This is a genomic window from Tsuneonella sp. HG094, from assembly GCF_053819285.1.
Genome location: NZ_JBSORA010000001.1, coordinates 1,211,813 through 1,236,682 on the forward strand (window position 1 = coordinate 1,211,813; position 24,870 = coordinate 1,236,682).

Annotated in this window: 29 protein-coding genes; 4 read left to right on the top strand and 25 right to left on the bottom strand. The window is 65.3% G+C overall.

What is annotated here, in order from left to right; genetic code table 11:
- Window positions 1-6: 6 nt before the first annotated feature.
- The 18 genes from nuoK to ACWPMX_RS06120 all read right to left on the bottom strand — a co-directional run bounded on the left by nuoK (window position 7) and on the right by ACWPMX_RS06120 (window position 13,076).
- Window positions 7-312 (bottom strand): NADH-quinone oxidoreductase subunit NuoK, encoded by a 306-nt coding sequence (gene nuoK, locus ACWPMX_RS06035; RefSeq protein WP_455699132.1) that lies wholly within the window; start codon window positions 310-312, stop codon window positions 7-9.
- Window positions 309-926 carry an NADH-quinone oxidoreductase subunit J gene (locus ACWPMX_RS06040; RefSeq protein ID WP_455699133.1) on the bottom strand — a complete coding sequence of 206 codons (618 nt, stop codon included), beginning with the start codon at window positions 924-926 and terminating at the stop codon, window positions 309-311. The genes nuoK and ACWPMX_RS06040 overlap by 4 nt, the downstream gene beginning before the upstream one ends.
- A gap of 15 nt (window positions 927-941) precedes the next feature.
- Entirely contained in the window at window positions 942-1,424 is a 483-nt protein-coding gene (gene nuoI, locus ACWPMX_RS06045; protein ID WP_455699134.1) for an NADH-quinone oxidoreductase subunit NuoI, read from the bottom strand.
- Window positions 1,424-2,470 carry an NADH-quinone oxidoreductase subunit NuoH gene (nuoH, locus tag ACWPMX_RS06050; protein ID WP_455699135.1) on the bottom strand — a complete coding sequence of 349 codons (1,047 nt, stop codon included), beginning with the start codon at window positions 2,468-2,470 and terminating at the stop codon, window positions 1,424-1,426. The genes nuoI and nuoH overlap by 1 nt, the downstream gene beginning before the upstream one ends.
- Window positions 2,467-4,458 carry an NADH-quinone oxidoreductase subunit NuoG gene (nuoG, locus tag ACWPMX_RS06055; protein ID WP_455699136.1) on the bottom strand — a complete coding sequence of 664 codons (1,992 nt, stop codon included), beginning with the start codon at window positions 4,456-4,458 and terminating at the stop codon, window positions 2,467-2,469. Before nuoG ends, nuoH begins: the two co-directional genes overlap by 4 nt.
- Window positions 4,458-5,150, bottom strand: a complete 693-nt coding sequence (locus ACWPMX_RS06060) for a hypothetical protein (protein WP_455699137.1) — start codon at window positions 5,148-5,150, stop codon at window positions 4,458-4,460. Before ACWPMX_RS06060 ends, nuoG begins: the two co-directional genes overlap by 1 nt.
- Window positions 5,147-6,439: an NADH-quinone oxidoreductase subunit NuoF gene (nuoF, locus tag ACWPMX_RS06065; RefSeq protein WP_455699138.1), complete on the bottom strand. Its 1,293-nt coding sequence runs from the start codon at window positions 6,437-6,439 to the stop codon at window positions 5,147-5,149. Before nuoF ends, ACWPMX_RS06060 begins: the two co-directional genes overlap by 4 nt.
- Window positions 6,436-6,612: a hypothetical protein gene (locus tag ACWPMX_RS06070; protein ID WP_455699139.1), complete on the bottom strand. Its 177-nt coding sequence runs from the start codon at window positions 6,610-6,612 to the stop codon at window positions 6,436-6,438. The genes nuoF and ACWPMX_RS06070 overlap by 4 nt, the downstream gene beginning before the upstream one ends.
- The gene (locus ACWPMX_RS06075) at window positions 6,612-6,752 is read right to left on the bottom strand and encodes a hypothetical protein (RefSeq protein ID WP_455699140.1); all 141 of its coding nucleotides are present in this window, start codon (window positions 6,750-6,752) and stop codon (window positions 6,612-6,614) included. Before ACWPMX_RS06075 ends, ACWPMX_RS06070 begins: the two co-directional genes overlap by 1 nt.
- Complete coding sequence (locus ACWPMX_RS06080) at window positions 6,749-6,964, bottom strand: hypothetical protein (protein ID WP_455699141.1); 216 nt, start codon at window positions 6,962-6,964, stop codon at window positions 6,749-6,751. Before ACWPMX_RS06080 ends, ACWPMX_RS06075 begins: the two co-directional genes overlap by 4 nt.
- Window positions 6,964-7,632 (bottom strand): complex I 24 kDa subunit family protein, encoded by a 669-nt coding sequence (locus ACWPMX_RS06085; RefSeq protein WP_455699142.1) that lies wholly within the window; start codon window positions 7,630-7,632, stop codon window positions 6,964-6,966. The genes ACWPMX_RS06080 and ACWPMX_RS06085 overlap by 1 nt, the downstream gene beginning before the upstream one ends.
- Window positions 7,632-7,991 carry a hypothetical protein gene (locus ACWPMX_RS06090; protein WP_455699143.1) on the bottom strand — a complete coding sequence of 120 codons (360 nt, stop codon included), beginning with the start codon at window positions 7,989-7,991 and terminating at the stop codon, window positions 7,632-7,634. Before ACWPMX_RS06090 ends, ACWPMX_RS06085 begins: the two co-directional genes overlap by 1 nt.
- Window positions 7,988-9,199 carry an NADH-quinone oxidoreductase subunit D gene (locus ACWPMX_RS06095; RefSeq protein WP_455699144.1) on the bottom strand — a complete coding sequence of 404 codons (1,212 nt, stop codon included), beginning with the start codon at window positions 9,197-9,199 and terminating at the stop codon, window positions 7,988-7,990. Before ACWPMX_RS06095 ends, ACWPMX_RS06090 begins: the two co-directional genes overlap by 4 nt.
- A complete protein-coding gene (locus ACWPMX_RS06100; protein WP_455699145.1) occupies window positions 9,196-9,747 on the bottom strand; it encodes a hypothetical protein in 552 nt (183 codons plus the stop codon). Before ACWPMX_RS06100 ends, ACWPMX_RS06095 begins: the two co-directional genes overlap by 4 nt.
- Complete coding sequence (locus ACWPMX_RS06105) at window positions 9,744-10,646, bottom strand: NADH-quinone oxidoreductase subunit C (protein WP_455699146.1); 903 nt, start codon at window positions 10,644-10,646, stop codon at window positions 9,744-9,746. Before ACWPMX_RS06105 ends, ACWPMX_RS06100 begins: the two co-directional genes overlap by 4 nt.
- A 1-nt stretch (window position 10,647) precedes the next feature.
- Entirely contained in the window at window positions 10,648-11,187 is a 540-nt protein-coding gene (locus ACWPMX_RS06110; protein ID WP_455699147.1) for a NuoB/complex I 20 kDa subunit family protein, read from the bottom strand.
- Entirely contained in the window at window positions 11,178-11,552 is a 375-nt protein-coding gene (locus tag ACWPMX_RS06115; protein WP_455699148.1) for an NADH-quinone oxidoreductase subunit A, read from the bottom strand. Before ACWPMX_RS06115 ends, ACWPMX_RS06110 begins: the two co-directional genes overlap by 10 nt.
- 102 nt (window positions 11,553-11,654) lie before the next feature.
- The gene (locus ACWPMX_RS06120) at window positions 11,655-13,076 is read right to left on the bottom strand and encodes a coniferyl aldehyde dehydrogenase (protein WP_455699149.1); all 1,422 of its coding nucleotides are present in this window, start codon (window positions 13,074-13,076) and stop codon (window positions 11,655-11,657) included.
- 297 nt (window positions 13,077-13,373) lie between these two features.
- Between ACWPMX_RS06120 and ACWPMX_RS06125 the strand changes: the two genes are divergently transcribed.
- On the top strand, window positions 13,374-14,570 hold the full coding sequence (locus ACWPMX_RS06125) for an acetyl-CoA C-acyltransferase (RefSeq protein WP_455699150.1): 1,197 nt from the start codon (window positions 13,374-13,376) through the stop codon (window positions 14,568-14,570).
- Between the two features lie 77 nt (window positions 14,571-14,647).
- Window positions 14,648-15,058 carry a hypothetical protein gene (locus ACWPMX_RS06130; RefSeq protein ID WP_455699151.1) on the top strand — a complete coding sequence of 137 codons (411 nt, stop codon included), beginning with the start codon at window positions 14,648-14,650 and terminating at the stop codon, window positions 15,056-15,058.
- A gap of 43 nt (window positions 15,059-15,101) precedes the next feature.
- Here the strand turns inward: ACWPMX_RS06130 and ACWPMX_RS06135 are convergent, their stop codons facing one another.
- Window positions 15,102-15,560 (bottom strand): SH3 domain-containing protein, encoded by a 459-nt coding sequence (locus tag ACWPMX_RS06135; RefSeq protein ID WP_455699152.1) that lies wholly within the window; start codon window positions 15,558-15,560, stop codon window positions 15,102-15,104.
- A gap of 90 nt (window positions 15,561-15,650) precedes the next feature.
- On the opposite strand from ACWPMX_RS06135, the gene ACWPMX_RS06140 reads away from it, so the two are divergent.
- Window positions 15,651-16,658 carry a 2-hydroxyacid dehydrogenase gene (locus tag ACWPMX_RS06140; protein WP_455699153.1) on the top strand — a complete coding sequence of 336 codons (1,008 nt, stop codon included), beginning with the start codon at window positions 15,651-15,653 and terminating at the stop codon, window positions 16,656-16,658.
- A gap of 40 nt (window positions 16,659-16,698) precedes the next feature.
- Window positions 16,699-17,127: a nuclear transport factor 2 family protein gene (locus ACWPMX_RS06145; protein ID WP_455699154.1), complete on the top strand. Its 429-nt coding sequence runs from the start codon at window positions 16,699-16,701 to the stop codon at window positions 17,125-17,127.
- Between the two features lie 9 nt (window positions 17,128-17,136).
- Here ACWPMX_RS06145 and ACWPMX_RS06150 read toward each other — a convergent pair whose 3' ends face one another.
- The 6 genes from ACWPMX_RS06150 to ACWPMX_RS06175 all read right to left on the bottom strand — a co-directional run bounded on the left by ACWPMX_RS06150 (window position 17,137) and on the right by ACWPMX_RS06175 (window position 24,514).
- Entirely contained in the window at window positions 17,137-18,543 is a 1,407-nt protein-coding gene (locus ACWPMX_RS06150) for an NAD(P)H-dependent flavin oxidoreductase (RefSeq protein WP_455699155.1), read from the bottom strand.
- Window positions 18,544-18,571: 28 nt separating this feature from the next.
- Window positions 18,572-19,309 carry a class I SAM-dependent methyltransferase gene (locus ACWPMX_RS06155; RefSeq protein ID WP_455699156.1) on the bottom strand — a complete coding sequence of 246 codons (738 nt, stop codon included), beginning with the start codon at window positions 19,307-19,309 and terminating at the stop codon, window positions 18,572-18,574.
- The gene (prfB, locus tag ACWPMX_RS06160) at window positions 19,309-20,436 is read right to left on the bottom strand and encodes a peptide chain release factor 2 (RefSeq protein WP_455699157.1); all 1,128 of its coding nucleotides are present in this window, start codon (window positions 20,434-20,436) and stop codon (window positions 19,309-19,311) included. The genes ACWPMX_RS06155 and prfB overlap by 1 nt, the downstream gene beginning before the upstream one ends.
- A 68-nt stretch (window positions 20,437-20,504) precedes the next feature.
- Window positions 20,505-21,050: a peroxiredoxin gene (locus tag ACWPMX_RS06165; RefSeq protein WP_455699158.1), complete on the bottom strand. Its 546-nt coding sequence runs from the start codon at window positions 21,048-21,050 to the stop codon at window positions 20,505-20,507.
- Between the two features lie 23 nt (window positions 21,051-21,073).
- Window positions 21,074-23,590 (bottom strand): penicillin-binding protein 1A, encoded by a 2,517-nt coding sequence (locus ACWPMX_RS06170; protein ID WP_455699159.1) that lies wholly within the window; start codon window positions 23,588-23,590, stop codon window positions 21,074-21,076.
- A gap of 51 nt (window positions 23,591-23,641) precedes the next feature.
- Complete coding sequence (locus tag ACWPMX_RS06175) at window positions 23,642-24,514, bottom strand: N-acetylmuramoyl-L-alanine amidase family protein (protein ID WP_455699160.1); 873 nt, start codon at window positions 24,512-24,514, stop codon at window positions 23,642-23,644.
- Between the last annotated feature and the right edge of the window lie 356 nt (window positions 24,515-24,870).

The following is a 24,870-nucleotide window of genomic DNA, read 5'->3' on the forward strand; positions in this document are numbered from 1 at the left end:
GCGCGCCTATCCCTTGAGCCGGTCGACGCTGTCGACCGCGATGGTCCCGCGGCCGCGGAAGTAAATGACGAGAATGGCAAGCCCGATCGCCGCTTCACCGGCGGCGACGGTCAGCACGAACATCGCGAAGATCTGCCCCGTCAGGTCGCCCAGCGCGGTGCTGAACGCGACGAGGTTGATGTTCACCGCGAGCAGGATCAGCTCGATCGACATAAGGATGACGATGACGTTCTTGCGGTTCACGAAGATGCCCAGCACGCCGATCACGAACAGGATCGTGCCGACGACGATATAGTGTTCGAGGCCGATCACAGCTGCACCCCCTGGCCCACTTCGGGTTTGACGTTGCGGGTCGCGTCACCGGGCCGGCGGCGGACTTGCTTGCCGATGTTCTGGGGCTTGGTGTCCTTGCGGTCGCGGTGGGTCAGCACGATGGCGCCGATCATCGCGACGAGGAGGATGATGCCCGCGCTTTCGAACAGGAACAGGTACTGGCCGTACAGCACCGCTCCGATGGCGGCGATATTGCTGTCGGCCATCGGCACGACCTGGTCGGCGGTGCCGGTGGCAAGCTCGATCCGGCCCGCCTGGTAGGCGCCGATGCCGAACACCAGCTCGGCCAGCAGCACCAGCGCGATCAGCAGCCCGAGCGGGAAATTCTTCACGAACCCGGCGCGCAGCGATGCGAAGTCGATGTCGAGCATCATCACCACGAACAGGAACAGCACCGCGACCGCACCGACGTAGACGATCACCAGCAGCATCGCGATGAACTCTGCCCCCGCGAGCACCATCAGGCCGGCGGCGTTGAAGAACGCCACAATCAGCCACAGCACCGCATGGACCGGGTTGCGCGCGGTGATCACCAGCACTGCGGACGCAATGGTGAGGAAGGCGAAAAGGTAGAAGGCGAGAACCTGGATCATGTGTCGGCGCGGCCCCTATCGGTAGGGCGCATCGGCTTCAAGGTTCGCGGCCAGCGCCCGCTCCCACTTGTCCCCGTTGGCCAGCAGTTTCGCCTTGTCGTAGAGCAGTTCCTCGCGCGTTTCGGTCGCGTATTCGAAGTTCGGCCCTTCGACGATCGCATCGACCGGGCAGGCTTCCTGGCAGAAGCCGCAGTAGATGCACTTGGTCATGTCGATGTCGTATCGGGTGGTGCGGCGGCTGCCGTCCTCGCGCGGCTCGGCCTCGATCGTGATCGCCTGCGCCGGGCAGACCGCCTCGCACAGCTTGCACGCGATGCAACGCTCCTCGCCGTTGGGATAGCGCCGCAGCGCATGCTCGCCGCGGAAGCGTGGGCTGAGCGGGTTCTTCTCGAACGGATAGTTGATCGTCGCCTTGGGCTTGAAGAAGTACTTCAGCGTGAGGGCGTGCGCCTTCACGAACTCCCACAGGGTGAACGACTTGATGAGATGGGCGAGCATCAGCCGTACCTCGTGAACATGAGCCAGCCCGACACGAGCACGACGAACAGCAGCGACAGCGGGAGAAACACCTTCCAGCCGAGCCGCATCAGCTGGTCGTAGCGGTACCGCGGCACGGTCGCCTTCACCCAGCTGAAGATGAAGAAGAACATCAGTATCTTGATGAAGAGCCAAATCCAGCCCGGCACATCGAACCACGGGAAATCAATGTTCAGGAACGGTAACCAGCCACCCCAGAATAGCACCGCGTTGAGCGCGCACATCAGCAGCACGTTGGCGTATTCGCCGAGCCAGTAGAGCGCGAAGCTCATCGAGCTGTATTCGGTCTGGTACCCGGCGACGAGCTCGCTTTCCGCCTCGGTCAGGTCGAACGGCGCGCGCGCGGTTTCGGCCATGCCGCTGATGAGGAACATCACCCAGATCGGGAACATCAGCAGATTGAACCAGTACCCGTTGACCAGCCCGAGCCCGTGCCCGCGCTGCGCCTCGACGATCGCGTTCATGTTGAAAGAGTTGGCGTAGAGCACCACGCAGATCAGGATGAACCCGATCGACACCTCGTAGGAAATCATCTGCGCCGCGGCGCGCATCGCCGAGAAGAACGGGTACTTCGAGTTCGACGCCCAACCGGCGATCACCACGCCATAGACGCCGAGACTGCTGATCGCGAGCACGTAGAGCAGGCCGACGTTGATGTCGGCCAGCACCGCGCCCGAATTAAACGGGATCACCGCCCACGCCATCAGCGCGACGGTGAACGTGATGATCGGCGCGATCAGGAACAGGCCCTTGTTCGCGGCAGAAGGGACGATCGTTTCCTGCAGGAACACCTTCAGCCCGTCGGCAAAGCTCTGTAGCAGGCCGAAGGGCCCGACCACGTTCGGCCCGCGCCGCAGCGCCATCGCCGCCCAGATCTTGCGATCGGCATAGATGATCATCGCCACCCCGAGCATCAGCGGCAGCGCGATCAGCAGGATGCCCGCGATGGTCGCGACGAACCACGCCCACTCGTAGGTCATGCCCCAGTTGATGAAGGTCTCGGTCATTCCGCGGCCTCCCGCACGTTATCGCCGTGCAGCAGTTCGGCCGAGCATTCCTGCATCACCACGCTCGCGCGGGCGATGGGGTTGGTGAGGTAGAAGTCCTTGATCGGATAGGCAATCGCGCCCTTGGCCTTACCCTTGCCGGGCTTCGGCAGCGCGCCGTAAACGGCCAGCCCTTCGACACCCAGCGCGGGGACTTCGGCGATCATCGCGGCCTGGAGCTGCGCAAAGCTGTCGAACCCGACATTCACGCCCAGCGCATCGGCGAGCGCACGCAGGATCGTCCAGTCCTCGCGCGCGTCGCCGGGAGCGAAGACGGCCTTCTCGGCGAACTGCACTCGCCCCTCGGTGTTGACGTAGGTGCCGTCCTTCTCGCTGTAGGCGGCGGCGGGGAGAATCACGTCGGCGGCGTGCGCGCCCTTGTCGCCGTGGTGACCGATATAGACCTTGAGGCTACCCGCGAACGCCGACCAGTCGACCTCGTCCGCGCCCAGCGCCAGGACAACCTTGGGCGCGGCCTTGGCAATGTCGGCGATGCCGCCAACTTGCGCATAGCCGAGCATCAACCCGCCCATGCGCGAAGCCGCCATGTGGAGCACGTTGAACCCGTTCCACCCGTCACGCTGCACCGGCAGCGCCAGTGCCGCGTCGAGCGCGCCCTTGGCCAGCCCCGCCCCGCCGACGATCACCGCCGGCCGCTGTGCGCTCGCGAGCGCTTCGGTCACGTGGCCCGGCAGGTCGTGCAGCATCGCCGCATCGTCGCCCAGGAACTCGGCCGGGAAGGTCGTATCCCACTTCGGCCCGATCACGAACACCTTCGCCCCGCGCTTCGCCGCCTTGCGCAGGCGCACGTTGACGATCGGCGCTTCCCAGCGGACGTGGCTGCCGACGATCAGGATCGCATCGGCGGTTTCGATCCCGGCAAGGGTCGAGTTGAAGTTCACCGCTGCGAGGTTGCCGGTGGGATAGCTCATCCCGGTCTGGCGCCCTTCGAGCATCGTCGAGCCCAGCGCGCCGACTAGCTTCTTGGCCGCGAACATCGTCTCGCAATCGACGAGGTCGCCCGCGATCGCGGCAATGGAAGCGCCTGGCTTGGCCTTGGCGATCGTCTTGAACGCCTCGTTCCAGTTGGCCGCCTGGAGCTTTCCGGCCTTGCGGATCCACACCTTGTCGAGCCGGCGGCGGGTCAGCCCGTCGACCATATAACGGCCCTTGTCGCTGAGCCATTCCTCGTTAACGTCGTCATTGATCCGCGGAAGCGCGCGGAGCACCTCGCGCCCACGGCTGTCGAGGCGGATGTTCGCACCGACCGCGTCGGAAACGTCGATCGAGAGCGTCTTCTTGAGCTCCCACGGCCGCGCCTCGAACGCATAAGGGCGCGAGGTCAGCGCGCCGACCGGGCACAAGTCGATCACGTTGGCCGACAGCTCGTGCTTCGCCGCCTGCTCGAGGTAGGTGGTGATCTGCATCTGCTCGCCGCGATAGAGCGCGCCGATCTCGTCCACGCCGGCGATCTCCTCGGAGAAGCGCACGCAGCGGGTGCAGTGGATGCAGCGCGTCATCACCGTCTTGATGAGCGGACCCATGTACTTCTCGGTCACCGCGCGCTTGTTCTCGTGATAGCGCGATCCGCCCCGGCCATAGGCGACCGACTGGTCCTGCAGGTCGCACTCGCCGCCCTGGTCGCAGATCGGGCAGTCGAGCGGGTGGTTGATGAGAAGGAACTCCATCACCCCCTCGCGCGCCGACTTCACCATCGGCGTGTCGGTGCGGATTTCCTGCCCCTCGGTCGCCGGGAGAGCGCAGCTCGCCTGCGGCTTGGGCGGCCCGGGCTTCACCTCGACGAGGCACATCCGGCAGTTGCCCGCGATGCTGAGCCGCTCGTGATAGCAGAAGCGCGGGATTTCCTTCCCCGCAAGCTCGCACGCCTGCAGCACCGTCGCGCCTTCGGGCACCTCGATCGCTTCGCCGTCTACGGTAACCTTGGGCATCAGACGTCCTTGACAGACCGGTATGCGGCCGTGGCGAGCATCGCGCGCAGGCCGGCTGGATTGATCGAGAGCGGCTTGCGGGCCTCGGCCGCCTTGGCGCAGAGCCCCATCGGAACCGCCAGCGCTTGGACCGCCGTATTCTCTTCGGCGGAGTTGCGTGCCGTGGAAAACAGCGTCGCCACGTCGCCGGGGGCGGAGCGGACCACGCAGATCGCCACACGGTCGGTAAAGCTGAACGCGGGAGTGGCCGGCATCGCCGCCGCTTTGGCCAGCGCATTGCCGATCGGCGTGCCGCCGCGCTCGATCAGAGCTTCGGCCAGTTCACCCGCCAGCAACAGGCGCGAGGTGCGCAGACTGCCGCGGAACTTGCGGCACTGCTTGTCCTCGTCGGTCAGCATCACGAAAGCGCGCTGGTAGCCCGACGAAGTGAAATCCATCGACAGGACCCGTCCCGCCTCGCCCGGGTTGGCGCGAGCCAGGCACCCGGCCCAGTCGGCCAACACAGTGCGCGATTCATCGTCGTTCGCCCGCGCCGCTATCCGGTCGCGCTCGGCGTTCTCCAGCATCTTCTCGGTCGATGCGTCGTCACGCGCCGGAAGGTTGTCGATCGGGGACTCGCCTGCCGTCTGTGCGACTGCCGCTGAGCCCATGCCTGCCAGCGCGGCAGCGAGGATGAGCGAAAGGACTCTCACTCCGCCGCCTCCGCCATGTTGCCTGCCTCGGCGATCCGCCGCTCGATCTCGGGGCGGAAGTGCTTGATCAGGCCCTGGATCGGCCATGCCGCCGCGTCGCCGAGCGCGCAGATGGTGTGGCCTTCGACCTGTTTGGTCACCTGCTGGAGCATGTCGATTTCCTCGACGTGCGCGTCGCCGGTGCGCAGGCGCTCCATCACGCGCCACATCCAGCCCACGCCTTCGCGGCACGGGGTGCACTGGCCGCAGCTCTCGTGCTTGTAGAAATAGCTGATGCGACTAATCGCGCGGACGATGTCGGTCGACTTGTCCATCACGATTGCCGCCGCGGTGCCGAGGCCGCTGCCGACTTCCTTCAGACCGTCGAAGTCCATCGGGCAGTCCCAGATCTGGTCCGCCGGGACCAGCGGGACCGAGGAACCGCCGGGAATCACCGCCAGCAGGTTGTCACGCCCGCCGATGATGCCGCCGCAGTGCTTTTCGATCAGCTCGCCGAAGGGGATGCTCATCGCTTCTTCCACGACGCACGGCTTGTTCACATGGCCGCTGATCTGGAACAGCTTGGTGCCCTTGTTGTTCTCGCGCCCAAAAGAGCTGAACCAGCTCGCGCCGCGCCGCATGATCGTCGGGGCGACCGCGATGCTCTCGACGTTGTTGACCGTGGTCGGGCAACCATAGAGACCCGCGCCCGCGGGGAACGGCGGCTTGAGGCGCGGCTGACCCTTCTTCCCCTCGAGGCTTTCGATCATCGCGGTCTCTTCACCGCAGATGTAGGCGCCCGCACCGCGGTGGACGAACACGTCGAAGTCGTAGCCCGAGCCGGCGGCGTTCTTGCCCAGCAACCCGGCGGCGTAGGCCTCGTCGCGGGCCTTGAACAGCGTCTCGGCCTCGCGGATGAACTCGCCGCGGATGTAGATGTAGGCCGCCCGCGCGCGCATCGCGAAGCCCGCAACCAGCGCGCCTTCGAGCAGCTTGTGCGGATCGTGGCGGATGATCTCGCGGTCCTTGCACGAGCCGGGCTCGGATTCGTCAGCGTTGATGACGAGGAAGCTCGGCCGGCCGTCCTTCGATTCCTTGGGCATGAAAGACCACTTCATGCCGGTTGGGAAGCCTGCCCCGCCGCGACCGCGCAGGCCCGAGGCCTTGATCTCGTCGATGATCGCGTCCTGGCCCCTGGCCATCAGTGCCCTGGTGTTGTCCCAGTCGCCGCGTGCCTGCGCCGCCTTCAGGCCCCAGTCCTGATAGCCGTAGAGGTTGGTGAAGATGCGATCTTTATCGAGCAGGCTCATTTCTTGCCTGCCTTGTCGCTCGCGCGCTTGGCCGCGCCGATCGCCATGAACGCTGCGCCGAGCGCAATCCACACTGCCGCACCGCCTTTGTTGTCGTCGGTCGCGAAGACGACGCCCAATGCCATGAAGGCGATGGCAACGGCGAAGAACGCGTGTTCCTTGCGAAGTCCCATCAGCCCATTCCTCCCTGCGAGATGAACCAGATCGCGGCGACCGCGATCAGCGCGATCAGGCCGAACTTGATCACGCCCTTCACTACCTTCCAGGCGATGAAGGCGAGCACGAGCGCGACGATGATGGTGACGATGCTCATGGCCGGTCTTCGGGTTGCTGCGCTTTCTTGGCGGCAGCCGCCTTGAGCGCTGCGAAGATGGCGAACTGCGACGCCCCTATCGCAAACATGGACGCGCCAAGCGCCGCCTTGTCTGTGGCGACAAAGTAAATTCCCAAGGCGAACAGGATAATGCCGAGAACGGGAATGAGTACCAGCAGCGCACTGGTAGTCTTTGCAGAGCGATCGTCCATCACCATTCCCCCCGGTAATCGTGGTTCTCGCCCACCATCGCGGTCAGGCTGCTGAGCGCGCCGACCGGCTCGACGGTGTGCCGCTCGGGGTCCTGCGTGCCTTCCTTGGGGGTCTCGCCGCGTTCGAGCGCGTCGAGCACCGCATCGAGGCGTTCGGGGGTCAGGTCCTCGTAGTTGGCGTCGTTGATCTGGACCATTGGGGCGCTGGCGCAATTGCCCATGCATTCGACTTCGGTCAGCGTCCACAGCCCGTCGGCGGTGGTGTGGCCCTTGGCCATCCCGCGCTTCTTGCACGAGGCGATGATGTCGTCCGATCCGCGCAGCATGCACGGCGTGGTGCCGCAGACCTGCACGTGGAAGCGGCCGACCGGCGCGATGTTGTACATCGTGTAGAACGTCGCGACCTCGAGCACGCGGATCACCGGCATGGCGAGTTGGGCAGCGACGAATTCCATCACCGGCAGCGGCAGCCAGCCCTGCGTATTCGTCTCCACGCCGACCTGCCGCTGGGCGAGGTCGAGCAGCGGCATCACCGCCGAACGCTGGCGTCCCTCGGGATAGCGCGAGACGATCTCCTTCGCCTTGTCCGCGTTCTCGGCGGTCCAAGCGAACGAACCCCACTGCGCGCGCAGTTCGGGGGTATCGGGATGGGGGGCGCGGTCAGCCATTAAAAGATGCCCTCCTGCCGTTCGACCTTCGACATCAGCACCTTAACAACCATGCCGTCTTTCACACGAACAACCGCGGCAGTGCGCCCTACGTGTCGAGGCTTCGCCGGACATTTCCACTGCAGCCCGAACTCATTCTTGGAGATCAATTCGGGTTGAACGGGAGCGCAGCCCTTCAATGCTGCAAGCTCCGTCGCCTCGGCAGGTGTTACCGCACCTTCGGCAAGAATTTCCTCGAGCGCCGCCCCGTTTGCAACGGCAATCGCGAAGCGGCCAGCCAGAGAGCTAGGACCGAGGTCGGAAGCGGCTGCGGCTGTAGCCGGCGCAACGCAGAGAGCGAGTATCAAAGAGAGCCTCACCGGTCGCACTCCCCGAACACCACGTCGATCGCGCCGAGGATGGCGGTCGCGTCGGGCAGCATGTGGCCCTTGGACATGAAGTCCATCGCCTGCAGGTGGCTGAACGCGGTCGGGCGGATCTTGCAGCGGTAGGGTTTGTTGCTGCCGTCCGACACCAGATAGACGCCGAATTCGCCCTTGGGGCTTTCGGTGGCGACGTAGACTTCGCCCGCGGGGACGTGGAAGCCCTCGGTGTAGAGCTTGAAGTGGTGGATCAGCGCTTCCATCGACTGCTTCATCTCCGCCCGCTTGGGCGGCACCACCTTGCGGTCGTCGCTGGCGATCGGGCCGTCGGGCATTTCGGCAAGGCACTGCTTCATGATGCGCGCGGACTGGCGCACTTCCTCGACCCGGACCATGAACCGGTCGTAGCAGTCGGAGTTGGTGCCGACGGGTATCTCAAAATCCATCCGGTCGTAGACGTCGTAGGGCTGGCTCTTGCGCAGGTCCCACGGGATGCCCGCGGCGCGGATCATCGGGCCGGAAAAGCCCCAGGCGACCGCGTCGTCCTTGCTCACTACCGCGATGTCGACGTTGCGCTGCTTGAAGATGCGATTGTCGACCACCAGGCTCATCGCATCCTCGAACAGGCGCGGCAGGCGGGTGTCGAGCCAATCGGCGATGTCGGTCAGCAGCTTCAGCGGCACGTCCTGGTGGACCCCGCCGGGGCGGAACCACGCCATGTGCATCCGCGCGCCCGATGCCCGTTCGAAGAAGTTGAGGCAGTCCTCGCGAATCTCGAACAGCCACAGGTTCGGCGTCATCGCGCCGACGTCCATCACGTGGCTGCCGAGGTTGAGCATGTGATTGCAGATGCGCGTCAGCTCGGCGAACAGCACCCGCAGGTACTGCGCGCGGATCGGCACCTCGAGGTTGAGCAGCTTCTCGATCGCGAGGACGTAGCTGTGCTCCATCCCCAGCGGGCTGCAGTAGTCGAGCCGGTCGAAGTACGGCAGCGCCTGGAGGTAGGTCTTGTGCTCGATCAGCTTCTCGGTGCCGCGGTGAAGCAGGCCGATGTGCGGATCGATCCGCTCGATGATCTCGCCGTCGAGCTCCATCACCATGCGCAACACGCCGTGCGCCGCGGGGTGCTGGGGCCCGAAGTTGATCGTGTAGTTGGTGATGACCTCGTCGCCGGTGGTGGGCGAGGTTTCCAGCTGCATGCTCATGGGGTGCAATTCCACGTACCGGGCGTGAACACCGTCTCGCCCTGGGGACCGGCGACCTTGAGGCCCGCGGTCCATTCGTTGCGTCCGGCGTTGACCCGCGGCGGCCCGTCGGCGCGCATGACGCTGACGGTGTAGCCCGCGCCCGACAGCGTCGGTCCGCTCTCGACCACCTGCGGTCCGCCCGCCATGCCGCCGGGAAGGACGACCTGCTGGCCGTCGATCACCAGCACGCCCTGCCCCTTGGCGCCCATGTCGTCGGGCGCGCCGACCACGAGCAGCGAGCGGCCCTGGTAGATGAACGAGCAACCGCCCCGGATCTTGCCCAGAGCGCGCGGTGCCTCTGCCGTGAGCGGCGTAAGCTGCGCCGCCCCGGTCGGAGCGACGACGGGCTGCGCGTTGATCTCGGCCACATTGGGCACGGCCCCGCCGGTGGACGCGCCAACGCCGGTGCGCGACGCGAAATCCTCGGCGCTTTCGCCCGCAGGCTCATCCGACTGCGAACAGGCGGCGAGCAACACTATCGCAGACAGGGCAATGAAGCGCTTCATTCGCCCGCGTCTTTCTTCTTGCGCGGAGCACGCTGCGGCTTCGTCTTTTGGGGTTCCGTCGCACCCTTGGTCTCGGGCGACTTGGCTGCGCGCGGCTTCTTCGCGGGACGCGCTTCGGTCGGTTCAGGAGCGTCCGGCGCCTTGGCGCGGGTCTTCTTCTGCGTCGGCGATCCGTCGGTCTTCTTCTCGGCAGCCTTGGCGTCGGTCTTGGCGTCCGCGCCGGTCTGCGCTGGCGTCTCGGTCGTCTTCGGCTCGGCGACGGGCGGAGTGGCGGGCTTTTCGGCCGCTTTCTCGTCACCCGGCAGCACGTAGTCCGCGCCTTCCCAAGGGCTCATGAAATCGAACTGGCGCAGGTCCTGCGGCAGGTCGACCGGCTCGTACACGACGCGCTTCTCGTCCTCGGAATACCGCAGCTCGGTATAGCCGGTGAGCGGGAAATCCTTGCGCTGCGGGTGCCCCTCGAACCCGTAGTCGGTGAGGATGCGGCGCAGGTCGGTGTTGCCGGCGAACAGCACGCCGTACATGTCGAACACCTCGCGCTCGAGCCATCCGGCGTTCGGCCACAGTGTCGTGACCGTGGGAACCGGCGTGCCTTCGCTGGCGGTGCACTTGACGAGGATGCGGTGGTTCTTCGTCAGGCTTAGGAGCATGTAGACGACTTCGAACCGCTCGGTGCGGCTCGGATAGTCGACCCCGGCGATTTCCATCAACTGCTGGTAATCGTGCTCGTCGCGCAGAGTGCGGAGCGCAGTCTCGATCTCCGCGCGTGCGACAGTGAGCACGATCTCGCCGTGCTCCTCGCGCCCGTCGAGCAGCATCGCGCCGAGCGCGCCCGACAGCGTCTCGCGCACGCCCTCGTTCGAGGCAATCTTCGGTGCAGAGTGAAGGACGGCGGCCATTTCAGCGCTCGATTGTCCCGCTGCGGCGAATCTTCCGCTGGAGCTGCATCACGCCATAGAGCAGCGCCTCGGCGGTAGGCGGGCAGCCGGGCACATAGATATCCACCGGCACGATCCGGTCGCACCCGCGCACCACGCTGTAGCTGTAGTGATAGTACCCGCCGCCGTTGGCGCACGATCCCATGCTGATGACGTACTTGGGGTCCGACATCTGGTCGTAGACCTTGCGCAGCGCCGGGGCCATCTTGTTGCAGAGCGTTCCGGCGACGATCATCACGTCCGACTGGCGCGGCGATGCGCGCGGGGCGACGCCGAAACGCTCCATGTCGTAGCGCGGCATGTTGACGTGGATCATCTCGACCGCGCAGCAGGCGAGGCCGAATGTCATCCACCACAGCGAGCCGGTACGGGCCCACTGGAACAGCTCCTCGGTCGACGTGACGAGGAAACCCTTGTCGTCGATCTCGCTGGTCAGCGAACGGTGGAAATCGGCATCGGGCGGCACGATACCGCCCGCAGGAGCCGGTTGGATCACTCCCATTCCAGCGCCCCTTTCTTCCAGGCGTAAATCAGGCCGATCGCGAGTTCACCGAGGAACACCATCATGGTGATCCAGCCCGGCCAGCCCGTCATGTCGAGGCTGACGGCCCACGGAAACAGGAACGCGGCCTCGAGGTCGAAGATGATGAACAGGATCGCGACGAGGTAGAACCGCACGTCGAACGGTTCGCGCGGGTCCTCGAACGCGGGAAAGCCGCATTCGTACTCGCTGAGCTTCTCGGCGTTCGGATTGTGCGCCCCCGTCAGGCGCGCGACGCCCATCGGCAGGAACACGAACAGCGCCGACAGCCCCAGGGCTATCCCGAGGAAGATCAGGATCGGCAGGTATTGCGACAGGTCGACCAAGCGTCCGTACTCGATTGCATTCGGGTTCGAGCCGCGCCTCTAGGCCGCGCTGCAATGCGGCGCAAGGCCGGGACTCGCCAAAAACCGGCGGATTCTACCGTCCTATTTCATCATGCCCTTGATCGCGCGGAGGGTTGCCGCGCCATAGGGCGGCTTGATCCCGCCGAGCTTCGCCACGTCGAGCCTGGACTGGGAGTAGACGCTGCGCGCGTGGCTGAACTCGCGGAAGCCTTCGGGCCCATGATAGCTGCCCATCCCCGACGGGCCAACCCCGCCGAATGGCAGGTCCTCCATCGAAACGTGGAACACCACGTCGTTGACCGTCACGCCGCCGCTGATGGTGCGGGTCAGCACCCGCTCGCGCTCTCCGCCGTCGTCGCCGAAGTAATAGAGGCCCAGCGGCCGGTCGTGCGCATTGACGTAGTCGATCGCCTCGTCGACCGCCTTGTAGGTCTTCACCGGCAGGACCGGGCCGAAGATTTCTTCCTGCATCGCGGTCATGTCGTCGGTGACGTTGCGCAGGATCGTCAGGGGCATCTTGCGCGTGTTGGCGCTGGCGAAGTCCTCCCCCGCCGGGTTGACCTCGACCACCTCGGCGCCCTTGTCGCGCGCATCCGTGACGAGGCCCTTGAGCCGGTCGAAGTGTCGGTCGGACACGACGCTGGCGTAGTCGTCGTTGGCGAGCAGCGTGGGATACATCGCGGCTGCGGCTTCCCGTACGGCGGCGACCGCGCCCTCCTCCGCTTCCTCGGGCACGTAGAGGTAATCAGGGGCAAGGCATATCTGCCCCGCGTTCAGCATCTTGCCCATCGCGATGCGTTCTCCGGCCTTTTTGAGGTCGGCATCCTTGCCAAGGAACACCGGGGACTTTCCGCCGAGTTCCAGCGTGACGGGAACAAGGTTCTTTGCCGCAGCCTCCATCACCTTGCGACCGGTCGCGGTCGATCCGGTAAAGACGAGGTGATCGAACGGCAATTCGCTGAAGGCATGGGCGACCTCCGGGCCGCCGGTCACCACAGCGCATTCGTCCTCGGCGAAGCGTGCCGCAACCAGTTCGGCCATCAATGCGCTGGTGCGTTCGGTGAACTCGCTCGGCTTGATCATCGCGCGGTTCCCGGCGGCGAACACCTGCATCAGCGGGCCGAAGCTCAGGTTCACCGGGAAATTCCACGGACTGAGTATGCCGATCACGCCCTTGGGCTCGAACCGCAATTCGGCCTTCGCGCCGAGCAGTCCAAGCGGGAACTGCGCCTTGCGTTTTTCGGGCTTCGCCCAGCCCTTCAGGCGCTTGAGGCAGTACTTGCCGAAGCCGATCGTGCCCGCAATGTCGGTGATCATCGATTGCTGGATGCTGCGGTTGCCGAAATCGGCGCTCATCGCGCGGCAAAGCTCGTCGGCGTTGTCTCTGAGCAGAGCAATCGCCCGCTCGATACGGTCGCGCCGGGCCTCCAACGGTTCTGGACGGCTCATCGTGAACGCATCGCGTTGCGTCTTCAGCAATTCATCGAGATCGGGCTGGGCCATGTCGCTCTCCAATGGGTTTTATCTTGCCACCGGCTTCGGGGATCGCCGTCCAATTGGCAAGTGCGCGGAGCGGAATTCACTGTCCTACACAGTGGTGGATATGCGATATGTGCAACCGTTCAACCGAGTGAGCTCGACCAGTTTACCCGGCGGTATTCTGCAAGTGCTCTGCTGGTGTATACTTCGTGTCACCTTTCGCTGCGGACAGACCGCTTTCTAGGCCAAAAGTCTCCCTTGTTTGCCATTGCCGCAGTGCACCATTAGATCGCGCCTAGCTTCAATCCTGAAAGGCCAGCCATGTCCGCTTTCTCCGCCGCCGATCCGGTCGTCATCCTCAGCTACGCGCGCACGCCGATGGGCGGGATGCAGGGCGTTCTGGCCGACGTTTCGGCGACCGACCTTGGCGCCACCGCGGTGAAGGCCGCGGTCGAGCGCGCGGGCGTCCCGGGCGAGGATATCGAGCGGATCTACATGGGCTGCGTGCTGCCCGCTGGCCTCGGCCAGGCCCCGGCCCGCCAAGCGGCGCTCAAGGCCGGCCTACCCAAGTCGGTCCAGGCGACCACGGTCAACAAGGTCTGCGGCAGCGGCATGCAGACGATCATCATGGCCTCCGAAGCGCTCGCAGCAGGCTCGCTCGATGTCGCCATCGCGGGCGGCATGGAGAGCATGACCAACGCGCCTTACATCCTCAAGAAGCACCGCTCCGGCGCCCGCATCGGACACGACACCGCCTACGACCACATGTTCCTCGACGGATTGGAAGACGCTTACGAAGCGGGCCGTGCGATGGGCACCTTCGCGCAGGACACGGCAAACGAGTACCAGCTCACCCGCGAGAACATGGATGACTATTCGGTCGAATCGCTCCGCCGCGCGAACGAGGCGATCCAGACCGGCGCCTTCACCGACGAGATCGTTCCGGTGACGGTCGTCAGCCGCAAGGGCGAGGTTTCGGTCGATACCGACGAGCAACCGCCCAAGGGCAATCCCGAAAAGCTGCGCCAGCTTCGCGCCGCCTTCGCCAAGGACGGCACGATCACCGCAGCCTCGTCCAGCTCGATCAGCGACGGTGCGGCCGCAGTCGTCCTCGCGCGTGAAAGCGTGGCCTCGGCCAAGGGCGCGACGCCGGTGGCCCGGATCGTCGCGATGGCCGCACACGCGCAGGAGCCGAAGGATTTCACCATCGCTCCGGTCGGCGCGATCACCAAGGTGCTCGACAAGGCGGGCTGGTCGGTCGGCGACGTCGACCTGTTCGAAGTGAACGAGGCGTTCGCCTGCGTCGCGATGTTTGCGATGAAGGACCTCGGCATCCCGCACGAGAAGGTCAATGTGAACGGCGGCGCGACCGCGCTGGGTCACCCGATCGGCGCGAGCGGCACGCGCATCGTCGTCACGCTGCTCAATGCCCTGAAGCAGAAGGGCCTCAAGCGGGGAGTCGCTTCGCTCTGCATCGGCGGCGGCGAAGCGACGGCGATCGCGGTCGAACTGGTCTAAGTTATCCACCGACTCGATTGCGGCTGGAAAGCGACGGGCGTATCTTTCCCTTCCCACTCAGAGGGGAGAGGAAAACCATGAAGAAGCTCATGCTCGTCGCGGCAGTCGCCGCTCTGTCCGCCTGCTCGCAGCCCGCCGAAGAAGCCCCGGCTCCTTCCGAGACGGAGACGGCCACCCCCGCGGCGGCCGAGGACGTGACCGGCGAATACGACGTGAAGATGGCGGACGGCTCGATGGGCAAAACTACCATCAATGCCGACGGCACGTACATCGATGTCGGACCCGACGGCAAGGAAACGAAGGGCACCTTCACGCGGGCAAACGGACAGGATTGCTTTGCCCCCGAAAGCGGTGAAGCGGTGTGCTGGACGGTTTCGCCTCCGGGCGCCGACGGCAGCTTCACGGCTACGACGGTCGACGGCAAGACAACCGTCACGGTGTCGCGCGCAGCCGCTGCTGCCGCCACGCCTGCACCCGCCGCGACCTGAACCGAACTGCGAGGGGCGGCCGGTAACGGTCGCCCCTAGCGCATCAGGGCTCGCCCGCACCCCACAGGCGCGCAGCCTGCATGAACCCGCGATGCCCCTGCGCGTCGATCGCGCACCATCCGGCCTCGCACTTGCCGAGCGCCACTACCACGCCGGGTTCGACGTTCCACTTGAGCCGCGAACTACTGATCGGCTTGTCGCGGATCGCCGCCAAATCCTCACCAGTAACGAGCGCACCGCGATCGGCACTAAGGAGGTTCGCCGTCACCCATCCCTCGTCACCCGCAGGATCGCGGACGAGGCGCCATCCTTCGTGCACACGCACGACCTTGAGCGGCAGCCCCTCGCGCCGATAGACCCAGCGGACCGGGAAATCGCGGCCCGGCCCTGCGCGCATATTGAGTGTCTCGGCCTTGATCGTCGCCCAGTACGGCACCTCGCGGTCCTGCGCGGCGGCGGCAACGGCGATGATCAGTGCAAGGAGGGTAACAGGAATTCGCATATCGAACCTCGCGTTAGCCCGTAATGCGTCGCTCCATCAAGCCAGCGATCGCTTGACCTTGCCGCCCAGTTCCCGATAGCCCGCAAATCGATGAGCGAGCGCCCTGCCCCCCGCCGTACCGCAAAGCCTAAGGTGGTCGTCACCCGCCACCTCCTTCCATCGGTCGAAGCGCGGCTGAGCGAGTTGTTCGACACGACGCTCAACCTCGACGACACGCCGATGGGTCGCGATGACCTCGTCGCCGCAATGCGCGAGGCGGATGTCCTCGTCCCGACGGTGACCGACCGGATCGATGCGGAACTGATCGCGGCCGCCGGGCCGAACCTCGGCCTGATCGCCAGCTTCGGGGCGGGTGTCGACCACATAGATCTGGCCGCTGCACGCGCGCGCAAAATCATCGTGACCAACACCCCCAGTGTATTCACCGACGACACCGCCGACCTCACGCTGGCGCTGATCATCGGTGTGCCGCGCCGCCTGCGCGAGGGTACGGCGCTGATCCGGCGCGGCGAATGGACCGGTTGGGCCCCGGGCGCGATGCTGGGCCGCAAGCTATCGGGCAAGGTGCTCGGCATCGTCGGCATGGGCCGGATCGGACAGGCGGTGGCCTTCCGCGCCCGCGCCTTCGGGCTCGATATCCGGTACCACAACCGCCGCCGCTTGCCCGAGGCGGTCGAGGCGATGTTCGGCGCGACCTGGGTCGACAGCGTGGACGATCTGCTGGCTCAGGCGGATATCCTGTCGCTGCACTGCCCATCGTCGAGCCAGAACCACCAGCTGATCGACGCCGCGCGGATTGCCGCGATGAAGCCCGGTTCGATCCTCATCAATACCGCCCGCGCCGACCTCGTGGATTACGATGCCATGATCGCGGCCCTCGAAAGCGGGCACCTCGGCGGCGCGGGGCTCGACGTATTCCCCGACGAACCGCGCGTAGACGAGCGGATCGTCACCCTGCCCAACGTCATCGCCCAGCCCCATATCGGCAGCGCCACCATTGAAGGGCGCGAGCAAGCTGGCGAGAAGGTCATCGCCAACATCCGCTTCTGGGCCGATGGCCATCGCCCGCCCGACCAAGTCCTGGAAGGGCTGGTCTGAGCCGCTTGAAAGCGACAGGCGTTGATGTAGGCACCGCCAAATGAACGAATTCTCCTCTACCATCGAAGCGCTCGAGCATCGCTGGATGCGCGGATGGATCGCGCGCGAGCGGTCCGAGATGAAGGCACTTGCCTCGCGCGATCTCGTGGTGCTGTTCGGTACCGAAAAGCCCGTCATTCTCGACCGTGCGAGCTGGCTCGACGCGACCGAAAGCCGGATGCGCTGCACGTCGTACCGCTTCGGTCCGGTCTACGTCCGGCGCCACGGCAAGACCGCCATGTTTACCGCGCCGGTCGAACTAGACCTCACGATCGACCGCGAGCCGGTACTCGGCAAGGCGTTCGTCACTTCGCTGTGGCAAAAGACGGCGGTGCGCCGCCGCTGGCTCTCGGTCGAGCGCGTGTTTGCCGGGATCGCGGAAGGCGCCGAACTGCACGGCGCGATACGCTCGATGCAGCTCTGGCGCTGAGCCGGGGCGTCAGTCGCCGGTAAGGATGCGCTCGACCAGTTGCTTCACCGTTGGGGTGAAATTGTTCGAATAGAACGGGTCCTGCTTGAAACGGTAAGCGGCGTGACCGGCAAACGCGAGATTGTCATCCGGATCGCCGCCGTGGGCGATATCCTGCAGCGTCTTCTGGATGCAGAAGCTGCGCGGATCGGCGAGGCGACCGGTCGTGTAATCGTCATGATCCTTCCAGCTCGAGAACTGGCAGTGGCTCAGGCAGCCCATGCAGCCCTGCTGGTCCGCGCGGATCTGGTCGGCGCTGTCGGGGGTGACGAACACCACCGTGTCATCGGGCGTCTTGAGCGCCTCGGTGAAGCCCTCGTGCATCCAGGCGAGCGCCTTGCGCTGGTCGCCCGGATGGACCCAGAAATACTTGGCCTTGCCATGGTCGGACAGCGGGATCGTGCCCTCTTCCTGGTCGCGCTTGAAGATCGGGATCTGCCGATCGGACCGGTGCATCAGGTCGTAGAGAAAGGGCGTCTTCACCGCGCTCGAATAGAAGCCGGTCGGGCTGAACTGGTGAAGGAGAACGTCGCCCGGCTCGACAGTGCGGAGCATGTCCTTCCATACCTGCGGGATCGGGCTTTCCTCTGTCAGGAGCGGCCGGGTGCCGAACTGGAATATGACCTTGCCGAGTTCGGGATTGTCGATCCAGTCGTTCCATTCGCGCAGGAACCATACGCCGCCGGCCATCACGATTCCGGTCTCTTCGGACACGCCCAATTCGCGCATCGTCGCGCGCAGCGCCGCGACGCGCGGATAGGGGTCCTCGGGCTTGCGCGGGTCTTCGGCATTCGAGAGTCCGTTGTGCCCTCCCGCGAGCCACGGGTCTTCGTAGACCACCGCGGCCATCAGTTCGGGCACCTTGGAATAGCTGCGCTTCCATAGCGCGCGAAAGGCACGGGCAGAGCTGATGATCGGCAGGTAATAAACGTTATGGCGCGCCGCGATTTCGGCGAGCTTGTAGGGCATCCCCGCGCCGCATGTGACGCCGGTCACCAGGCCGGGGCAATTCTCGAGGACGCCTTCGAGGACCTGCTGCGCGCCGCCCATTTCCCACAGGACGTTGATATTGATCGCGCCTTGGCCACCCGCGATCTCGTGCGCGCGGCGAACCTGCTCGGTTGCACCATCGATGGCGTAGCGGACGAGCTGGTCGAACCGTTCGCGGCGGGTCGCCTGCGGGTAAACCTGCGGAATCGGATTGCCATCGTCGTCGTAGCTGTCGGCATTGACCGCGCTCACGGTGCCGATGCCTCCTGCTGCCGCCCAGGCACCCGAACTCGCGTGGTTGGTGGCCGAGACTCCCTTGCCACCCTCGACCAGTGGCCAGACTTCTCGTCCGCCGTAAACAATCGGCTGCAAACCCTTGAATGTCATTTACTTTCAGTCGCTTTCTTAGCGGTAATCAGTGGCTGGCGCCGGGAGCGGCGGGAGTATCGCGTCGGCACGGCTTGATCGCCGCCGGCTCGGGCCTCGTAGCGGCTCGCTTGAACTGTGCATAGTACCCCGCCAGTTCGGGGGCATCCTTGAATGCTTCGAGCTGGAAACCGACCCGTTCGAATTCGCAACTGAGCAGCAGCGGATCGATCCCGTGCTGATCGGTGGGACGGTCGACGTCGACGACGATCACCCTGCCGTCCTTCCGAAGACTCGGCCATAGCCGCCAGAGAAAGGCATAGGGCTCGGCCACCTCGTGATACATGTGAACCATGAAGACGCGGTCGAAACTGTTTTCCGGCAGCTTGGCGTCATCCGGAGTGCCGAGACGCAGCGAGACGTTTTCGAGCCGTTCGCGCTCCACCCGCTGGGCGAGGCGGCTGAGCGCATCGCCGTCGATATCCTCTGCCAGAACACGGCCCCTGCGCCCCACCTTCTCGGCCAGACGAACCGTGTAATACCCCTCGCCCGCTCCGATGTCGGCGACCGTCATGCCGGGGCGGATATCGGCAAGATCCATGACGTTCTGCGCCTCACCGACACTGTCACGCTGCGTTTCGTTCGAGAACTGCCCGCTCGCGGCCGAAACTTCGCGTTCGGCCCGGGGGAAATCGCGGACACTTTCCGGGCGATCGCTGTCATCGGGCACCGCGAGGTTGCAGGCCGACAGCAGGCCAAAAGCGAAAAGGGCCCCTGCGCCTCGCATCAATCGGCGTCTTCCACCTCGACCGCCTCGCCGGTCACGCGCTGCGCGAGCGCTGCGGAAATGAACGGATCGAGCGCGCCGTCGAGCACGTCGTCGGGCGTTGGAGAAGTGTGGCCCGTCCGCAGGTCCTTCACCATCTGGTACGGCTGAAGGACGTAACTGCGGATCTGGTGGCCCCACCCGATTTCGGTCTTGCTGGCGTGCTCGGCCGAAGCGGCCTCCTCGCGCGCCCGCATCTCGGCCTCGTACAGGCGAGCCTTGAGCATGTTCATCGCGATGTCGCGGTTCTTGTGCTGGCTGCGGTCCTGTTGACTGGCGACGATGATCCCGCTGGGTACGTGGGTGATGCGCACCGCCGAGTCGGTTGTGTTGACGTGCTGGCCACCCGCGCCCGACGCGCGATAAGTGTCGATCCTGAGGTCCGCCGGATTGATGTCGATCTCGAAACTGTCGTCGATCACCGGATAGACCCACACCGAGCTGAAGCTCGTATGCCGCCGCGCAGAGCTGTCGTAGGGGCTGATCCGCACGAGGCGGTGCACGCCGCTTTCGGTCTTGGCGTAGCCATAGGCGTTCTCGCCCTTGATCATCAGCGTGGCGCTCTTGATCCCGGCCGCTTCGCCCGCGTGATAATCGACCAGGTCGACCTTGTATCCGCGCCGTTCGGCCCAGCGCGTGTACATCCGCTGCAGCATCTCGGCCCAATCCTGGCTTTCCGTCCCGCCCGCACCGGCGTGGATTTCAAGATAGGTGTCGTTGCTGTCGGCCTCGCCCGAAAGCAGCGCCTGGACCTTGTCCGCGTCGGCCCGCTCGGCAAGCCCGGCGAGCGTCGCAAGGCCCTCGGCCTCCACTTCGGTGTCGCCTTCTGCCTCTCCCATTTCGACGAACTCGACCGCGTCGGCCATTTCCGAACCGATTTCCTTGACCGTGCCGATGGCGGCATCGAGACGGCGCCGCTCGCGCATCACCGCTTCTGCCTCCTTGGGATCGTTCCACAAGTTCGGATCTTCGACGCGCGCATTGAGCTCGTCGAGGCGGCGGAGTGCGCGGTCCCAGTCGAGCGACTGGCGAACCAGCGCCAGTGCAGCCTCGATGCGGTCGATATGGGCCTGCCCTTCGGCACGCATGATTTCAATTCTCCAGCAGGATGGGCCCGCCGCTTAGCGGACGGTGCAGACATACGGAAGTGGGAGGATCAGCCCTTGCGCTTGCCCTTGAGCTTCCGGACGGCATCAAGCGTCAGCCGAACGTGATCCTTGTAGTCGAGATCCGAGTGGACGAAAACGATCCGCCCACTCCGATCGATCACGTAGCTCGTCCGCTCGGTGACGCCTGTCTTCTTGCCTTCGCGCACCAGGTCGGCGTCGTACGCGGCGACGATCTTTGGCGTGGCCGACCCGACGGCAAATTTGTCGCGGCAAGCCTCGGTCGAGAACTTTTTCAGCGTCGCGATCGAATCATTCGACATCCCTACGATGGTCGCACCGTAGCGAGCGAAATCGTCCGAAGCCTCGGCGAATGCGTGGGCTTCGAGCGTACATCCCTGCGTGAATGCCTTCGGGTAGAAATAGAGCACCACGGGCCCCTTCGCGAGCGAGCGGCGCAGGTTGAAGTCGAACTCCTTTCCGCCCTTCGCCGCCTTCGCCACGAACATCGGCGCCTTTGCGCCCGTCGGCAGGCTGGCATAGGCCGGCACCGCGAGAAGGCTCAAGGCAGCCGCAATGGACAGCATTCGGATCATATCGTTCGTCCTCTCCCTGCGGCTCAGTAGATGCCGCCCTGCTCCTCGACGAAATCCCCCGGTCGGTCTTCGCTTGCCCGAGCGCTTGTCGCTTGGACTGACGCCTGCCGGCCCCGCCTGATCATTTCGAGGATTTCATTGCGCTTCGCCGCAATCTCGTCCTGCCGGGTCGCCCGCGGAGGTTCGGTGTCGGGCTTGAAAGCCTCCCAGATGACCGACGCCATGGGATCGGACGTGGGCCACGCATCGAACACGCGCTTGCCGCTCTTTCTGTCGATGCGGACCATCCGAACGCCCGCCGGCGCGACGAAGGGATCGTCGGACCAGCGTTCGCGCGTGGCTTTGACGAAATCGATCATCATCGGTCCCGCCGTATTGCCACCCTGGACCCAACCCCCAAGGTTACGCGGCTTGTCGAATCCGATGTACATTCCCGCGATAAGGTCCGGGCTGCCGCCCACGAACCAGGCATTGGTCGGGCCGGACGTCGTTCCCGTCTTGCCGAACAACGGGAGGCCGAGCGCGCGCATACGCACCGCGGTGCCCCGTTGGACCACGCCTTCGAGCATGTGGACCACCTGATATGCGGTGCGCGCGTCCATCACCTGCCGCCCGGTTGCGGGCAGGCGCGGCATCGCCTTGCCGTCCCATTCGGCCATCCGGCAGCCCTTGCATTCGCGGCGGTCGGAGCGCCAGATCACCTTGCCCCGGCGATCCTGCACGTAGTCGATCAGCGTCGGCGCGTGCATGCGCCCGAAGTTCGCCAGCGCGGAGTAGGCGTTGACCATCTTGAGGACGGTCGTGTCGCCTGCACCTAGCGCGAAAGAGGGATAGTTCTCGTACTTGCCGATGCCCATCCGCTCGAACGTGCGGGTAACGTTCGGCATCCCGGCTTCCATCGCGATGTGGACGGTCATCAGGTTGCGGCTCTGCTCGAGCCCCCAACGCATCGTGTGCACGCCGCCGCCGCCGCCGCCGAAGTTGCGGAAGCATTTCTCGCCGAGCGCCGCGCCCTGGTAGAAGCAGTACGCCTGGTCGGGCACTTCGCTCGCCGGAGTCATGCCCTGGTCGAGCCCGGTGGCATAAACGAACGGCTTGATCGTCGAGCCGGGCTGGCGGAGCGCCTGCGTTGCTCGGTTGAAGTCCGACAAGCGGCTGTCGAACCCGCCCTGCATTGCGACGACCCGGCCCGACGCCGGCTCCTGCACGAGGAAACCGCCGGATACTTCCGGTACCGTGCGCACCGCGTAGGAGTTCCCGTTCGGCGCAGCGGCGATCACATCACCGGCGCGCAGGCTGTCGGGCAACCCGGTGAGCGGAGCGGTGTCGCCGTCGGAAAACCCGATCGTCGCGCTCGAACCGCTGCGCGCGGTCACCACGCCGACGCGCCAGTCCTTGTAATTGATCCCCAGCGGAGAGGCGGCCAGTTGCGACTGCCAGGTGTCGTTCGAGACGTCGATCGTCGCCAGCGCTCCCGGCCATGCCTTTCCGGCGCTGTAGCGCAATATGCCGCCACGAAGCGCGTCGCGCGCCGCATCCTGCAATTCGGGGTCGAGCGAAGTCCGCACCCACAGGCCGCCCGAATAGACGCTGTTCTTGCCGTCCTCCGCGGTCTCGCCGAACTTGGCCATCAACTCGCGCCGGGTCTCCTCGAGGAAGTAGCCGGCATCGACTGAGGGGACTGCGGACCGAGACGGCTTGAGACCGAGCGGCTTGGCCTTGGCCGCCGCGCTTTCGGCGGGGGTGATGAAATCGTTCGCCGCCATCTGGTCCAGAACGAAGTTCCGGCGAGCGATCGCCAGTTCCTCGTTCTTCTTGCGTCCGTAGCGCTCGGGCGCCTTGGGCAGGATGGCAAGGAAAGCCATCTCGTTGAGCTCCAGGTCCTTCACGTCCTTGTTGAAGTAGGCCCGGCTCGCGGCTTGCACGCCGAAGCTGCGCCGACCCAGCGGAATCTCGTTGAGATAGAGCTCGAGGATCTGCTGCTTCGTGAGCACCCCTTCGATCCGCCGCGCGAGAATCATTTCCTTGAGCTTGCGGGTGACCGAGTATTCGTCGCCGAGAAGGATGTTCTTGGCGACCTGCTGCGTGATGGTCGAGCCGCCGACCGCGCGTTCGCCCGAGCCGAACTTGGTCGCATAGTCGATTACGGCACCAAGTGTGCCGAAGATATCGACCCCGCCGTGGGTGAAGAAGGTCTTGTCCTCGGCGGCGAGGTACGATTCGATCAGCTCGCGCGGGAAATCGGCATACTGCAGCTGGACCCGGCGTTCGCGGGCGTATGAGTGGACGATCTCTCCGTCACGCCCGCGCACGATGGTGGGCAGCGGCGGTTCGTAATCGACGAGAGTTTCAGCGTCGGGCAGTCCAGCGGACAGGATGGTCCACATCAGGATGAACGCGAGAAGTCCGACTCCGCCAAGGCCCGAAACCCAACGGAACCAGCGTTTTTCGCGCCAGTTCTCGCGAAACCACGCGGCTACACCGTGGGCATCGCGGCGAATGCGGTAGCGGAAATGCTCGAGCGTCGTAGTGTCAGCCATGATCCGGCCGCGCCTTAGCACGGCGATTCCGCGCGGCGCCAGTGGCTTGCGTTAGCCGGTTGTCGCGGTCCGTGCGAAGTAGATGCGTACGGCCCGCGCAAGCACCTCGGCGAACTGGCGGCGCCCTTCGGCCGACGACATGCGCTCGGCTTCCTCGGGATCAGTGATGAAGCCCGCTTCGTAGAGCACGCTCGGCACATCGGGCGCGCGCAAAACGGCAAGTGCGGCCGACCGGCGCGTCTGCGGGTGGAAACGCAGGGTGCCCTGCCCTTCCCGCACGATGAGGTTCGCAAACTGGGAACCGGCGGATTGTGATCGCCGCTGGGAAAGGTCGACCAGGATCGCGCCGACGGAATCGCTCTTGTCGTCGATCCGGACGCCGTTGATCCGGTCCGCCTGGTTCTCGCGGGCAGCGAACCGCTCGGCCGCCTGGCTCGATGCGTCGTCGGACAAAGTGTAGATGCTCGCGCCGGTGACTCCCCCGACATCGCCCGACGAATCGGCGTGGATCGACAGGAACAGGTCCGCCCCGAGCGCGCGGGCGATCGCGAAACGCTCTCCCAAGACCAGGAACCGATCGTCGCTGCGAGTCAGCGCGACCCGGATGCCACCTTCGCGCACGATCTCGTCGCGCAACGACTTGGCCAGCGCGAGGACGAGGTCTTTTTCCTTCCGCCCACCCGCGCTCGCGCCGGGGTCGTGCCCGCCGTGCCCTGCATCGATGACGATCAGCGGCCGTGACACATCCTGCGGACCCTCGACTGGCGGCAGACCCACCGGCTCTCCAGCCGGTGGAAGTTCGAAGCGAACGACGTAGTCGCGTCCCAGCACCGGAACCGGGAGCGTCCGACCGAACAGGTAAAGCCCCCCGAGCAGTGCGACCGGTGCTAGGAAGATCGACCAGAGGGATACGCGTAGCGACATCGTTACCGCTGGTTAGGGACATGTCGCGCGAGCGCAATATGGTTGCGACATGAAACCCCCGGTGCTAGCTAACCCGGCAGCCGGGCCAGTGGCCCTTTTTTCGAAGACCGCACCGATCGCGTGCCTATTCGTCAGGGCCGGTCCGGATTTGTTTTTCCGGGCTTTTCCCGGCTACGACCAGGTTGACGCAAGCGATGAGCTCCCCCTCCCTGCAGTTCCCGTGGACGCCATTGCGCGGCCCGGCGGAGCTTGCTGGCCGGATCGCGCACCCGTTGCGCACGCTCACTCTTGCAGACACATCACCCCGGCCCTGCGCAAACCAGCGCGTGGGCCGGTCCGCATCCGCTGTCGGGCAT

Bases quoted from the DNA above. Each gene is read 5' to 3' on its own strand.
- ACWPMX_RS06150 (WP_455699155.1), bottom strand. From the start codon at position 18,543: ATGACATTCAAGGGTTTGCAGCCGATTGTTTACGGCGGACGAGAAGTC.
- ACWPMX_RS06075 (WP_455699140.1), bottom strand. From the start codon at position 6,752: ATGAGCATCGTCACCATCATCGTCGCGCTCGTGCTCGCCTTCATCGCC.
- ACWPMX_RS06125 (WP_455699150.1), top strand. From the start codon at position 13,374: ATGTCCGCTTTCTCCGCCGCCGATCCGGTCGTCATCCTCAGCTACGCG.
- ACWPMX_RS06095 (WP_455699144.1), bottom strand. From the start codon at position 9,199: ATGAGCATGCAGCTGGAAACCTCGCCCACCACCGGCGACGAGGTCATC.
- ACWPMX_RS06135 (WP_455699152.1), bottom strand. From the start codon at position 15,560: ATGCGAATTCCTGTTACCCTCCTTGCACTGATCATCGCCGTTGCCGCC.
- ACWPMX_RS06175 (WP_455699160.1), bottom strand. From the start codon at position 24,514: ATGTCGCTACGCGTATCCCTCTGGTCGATCTTCCTAGCACCGGTCGCA.
- ACWPMX_RS06120 (WP_455699149.1), bottom strand. From the start codon at position 13,076: ATGGCCCAGCCCGATCTCGATGAATTGCTGAAGACGCAACGCGATGCG.
- ACWPMX_RS06145 (WP_455699154.1), top strand. From the start codon at position 16,699: ATGAACGAATTCTCCTCTACCATCGAAGCGCTCGAGCATCGCTGGATG.
- ACWPMX_RS06100 (WP_455699145.1), bottom strand. From the start codon at position 9,747: ATGAAGCGCTTCATTGCCCTGTCTGCGATAGTGTTGCTCGCCGCCTGT.
- ACWPMX_RS06140 (WP_455699153.1), top strand. From the start codon at position 15,651: ATGAGCGAGCGCCCTGCCCCCCGCCGTACCGCAAAGCCTAAGGTGGTC.
- nuoG (WP_455699136.1), bottom strand. From the start codon at position 4,458: ATGCCCAAGGTTACCGTAGACGGCGAAGCGATCGAGGTGCCCGAAGGC.
- ACWPMX_RS06165 (WP_455699158.1), bottom strand. From the start codon at position 21,050: ATGATCCGAATGCTGTCCATTGCGGCTGCCTTGAGCCTTCTCGCGGTG.
- ACWPMX_RS06155 (WP_455699156.1), bottom strand. From the start codon at position 19,309: ATGCGAGGCGCAGGGGCCCTTTTCGCTTTTGGCCTGCTGTCGGCCTGC.
- ACWPMX_RS06070 (WP_455699139.1), bottom strand. From the start codon at position 6,612: ATGGGACTTCGCAAGGAACACGCGTTCTTCGCCGTTGCCATCGCCTTC.
- ACWPMX_RS06085 (WP_455699142.1), bottom strand. From the start codon at position 7,632: ATGGCTGACCGCGCCCCCCATCCCGATACCCCCGAACTGCGCGCGCAG.
- ACWPMX_RS06170 (WP_455699159.1), bottom strand. From the start codon at position 23,590: ATGGCTGACACTACGACGCTCGAGCATTTCCGCTACCGCATTCGCCGC.
- nuoH (WP_455699135.1), bottom strand. From the start codon at position 2,470: ATGACCGAGACCTTCATCAACTGGGGCATGACCTACGAGTGGGCGTGG.
- ACWPMX_RS06130 (WP_455699151.1), top strand. From the start codon at position 14,648: ATGAAGAAGCTCATGCTCGTCGCGGCAGTCGCCGCTCTGTCCGCCTGC.
- ACWPMX_RS06110 (WP_455699147.1), bottom strand. From the start codon at position 11,187: ATGGGAGTGATCCAACCGGCTCCTGCGGGCGGTATCGTGCCGCCCGAT.
- prfB (WP_455699157.1), bottom strand. From the start codon at position 20,436: ATGCGTGCCGAAGGGCAGGCCCATATCGACCGCATCGAGGCTGCACTG.
- nuoF (WP_455699138.1), bottom strand. From the start codon at position 6,439: ATGAGCCTGCTCGATAAAGATCGCATCTTCACCAACCTCTACGGCTAT.
- nuoI (WP_455699134.1), bottom strand. From the start codon at position 1,424: ATGCTCGCCCATCTCATCAAGTCGTTCACCCTGTGGGAGTTCGTGAAG.
- ACWPMX_RS06080 (WP_455699141.1), bottom strand. From the start codon at position 6,964: ATGGACGATCGCTCTGCAAAGACTACCAGTGCGCTGCTGGTACTCATT.
- ACWPMX_RS06105 (WP_455699146.1), bottom strand. From the start codon at position 10,646: ATGGCCGCCGTCCTTCACTCTGCACCGAAGATTGCCTCGAACGAGGGC.
- ACWPMX_RS06040 (WP_455699133.1), bottom strand. From the start codon at position 926: ATGATCCAGGTTCTCGCCTTCTACCTTTTCGCCTTCCTCACCATTGCG.